The sequence below is a fragment of the Streptomyces bohaiensis genome (genome assembly GCF_012033785.1).
Lineage (GTDB): Bacteria > Actinomycetota > Actinomycetes > Streptomycetales > Streptomycetaceae > Streptomyces > Streptomyces bohaiensis.
On sequence record NZ_JAAVJC010000468.1, the window covers coordinates 1 to 1,987 of the forward strand.

2 protein-coding genes are annotated in these 1,987 nt (G+C 75.6%); both read left to right on the top strand.

Annotation, left to right across the window (positions count from 1 at the left end):
- The first annotated feature begins 122 nt into the window (after nucleotides 1–122).
- A complete protein-coding gene (locus tag HCN52_RS24000) occupies nucleotides 123–863 on the top strand; it encodes a thiamine pyrophosphate-binding protein (RefSeq protein WP_168090518.1) in 741 nt (246 codons plus the stop codon).
- A 173-nt stretch (nucleotides 864–1,036) separates the two neighbouring features.
- Nucleotides 1,037–1,942 (top strand): transketolase family protein, encoded by a 906-nt coding sequence (locus HCN52_RS24005; RefSeq protein ID WP_168090519.1) that lies wholly within the window; start codon nucleotides 1,037–1,039, stop codon nucleotides 1,940–1,942.
- Nucleotides 1,943–1,987: the final 45 nt, after the last annotated feature.

A 1,987-nucleotide genomic window follows, 5' to 3' on the forward strand; every position in this document is an offset into this window, starting at 1 on the left:
GGCCGGTCACCCGACTGGGTGACCGGCCCGCGCCGTGTCGCGTCTGCGTGGTGTGCGCGTCTCCCGGACGGCGACCCGATGCACTTGACCTCAAGTGGAGTTGAGGTCGCAGGGTTGCGGACATGACCGCGACAGCGCACGACACCGCCCGGCTCCCGTCCTTCCCCGCCGCCGATCCGCCGTTCGGGTACGACGACCTGCCCGGCCTGATGGCCCGCATGACCGGCGCCGACAAGCACGCACCGGCGTCGGACTCCCTGACGGACGCCCTGTGGGTGCTCCACGAGAGCGTGCTGCGGCTCGATCCGGCGCACCCCGAGGCGGAGGACCGTGACCGGTTCCTGCTCTCGCGCGGCCACGGGCCGATGTCCTACTACGCCGTCCTCGCCGCCCGCGGCTTCCTCGATCCCGCCCTCCTGGACGGCTTCGGGACCTATCAGTCGCCCCTGGGCCACCACCCCGACCGCACCCTCGTCCCCGGCGTGGAGATCAGCAGCGGGTCCCTCGGCCACGGGCTGCCCCTGGGGGTGGGGACGGCGCTGGGGCTGCGCGCCCGCGGCCTGCACGGCCCCCGGGTCTGGGTGATGGTCGGCGACGCCGAACTGGACGAGGGCAGCAATCACGAGGCGTTGGAGTTCGCCGGCGCCTCCGGTCTGGATTCGCTGCACCTGGTCGTCGTCGACAACGCGTCGGCCACCTGGGGTGACGCCGAGAGCAGGGCCGCGCGGATCGCCGCCGCCGGTTGGTCGCTGACCCGCGCGGACGGCCGGGACCACGCCGACCTGCGGCGTGCCTGCACCCTCCCCCACCTCGGCCGCCCGCACGCCGTGCTTGCGCAGGTCGAGCCCAAGCACGCCGGCTGACCCCGACCGACACCCCGGCACGCACCGGCCGACGCCGCCCGTGGCCCGCCGCAGGCCACAGAACGCAGAACGCACCCCGAGGAGCCCCGATGACCGCCGTTGCCCCCACATCCGACACCGCCCCCGACACCGCCCCCGCCACCGACTCCGCCACCGAACCGCTGCCGGAGTCGATGCGCGACCGGTTCGTCCGGGTCGCCGACGCGCTGCTCGACACGGACGAGCGCACCGCCGTGGTGCTCGCCGTCATCACCGCCGCCGCGTTCGAGGACGCGGCCCGCCGGCATCCGGACCGCGTGATCGACGTCGGCATCCGCGAGCAGCTGCTGATCGGCACAGGCGCCGGACTGGCGCTGGCCGGGATGCGTCCGATCGTGCACACCTTCGCCTCGTTCCTGGTGGAGCGCCCCTTCGAACAGCTGAAACTGGACTTCCAGCACCAGGGCGTCGGCGGGGTGCTGGTGAGCGCCAACGCGTCCTACGACTGGCCGCAGGGCGGCTTCACCCACATGGCGCCGGGGGACGTCGCGCTGCTGGACACACTGGACGGCTGGAGCGTCCACGTGCCGGGGCACCCGGACGAGGCGGAGGCACTGCTGCGCCGGGCGGTGGCGGGCGACGGCCGGGAGTACGTGCGCCTCTCCGAGCAGACCAACCGCACGGCGCTGCCGGTGGCGGAGGGCCGTTTCCTGCGGCTGCGGGAGGGCGGGCCCACCGCGCCCGTGGTGGTGGCCGTCGGGCCGATGCTCGACCCGACCGTCGAGGCGCTCGCCGGCCTGGACGCCACCCTGCTGTACGCGGCCACCGTCCGGCCGTTCGATGCGGCGGGACTGCGGGCGGCCATCGGCGCCCGCCCCACCGCGGAGGTGGTGCTGGTGGAGCCCTACCTCGCGGGGACCTCGACGCCCCGGGTCGCCGAGGCGCTGAGCGATCTTCCGCACCGCGTCCTCGCGCTGGGCGTGCCCCGCGGGGAGCTGCGGCGGTACGGGAGCCGCGAGGAGCACGCCCGGGCCCACGGCCTGGATGCTCCGGGCCTGCGACGGCGGATCGCCGCCTTCACCGGCGGGCCGCACGGCTGACCGCGCCGCCGGGCCGGCGGCGCGCCATCGGGCCGGCGGGGGCGG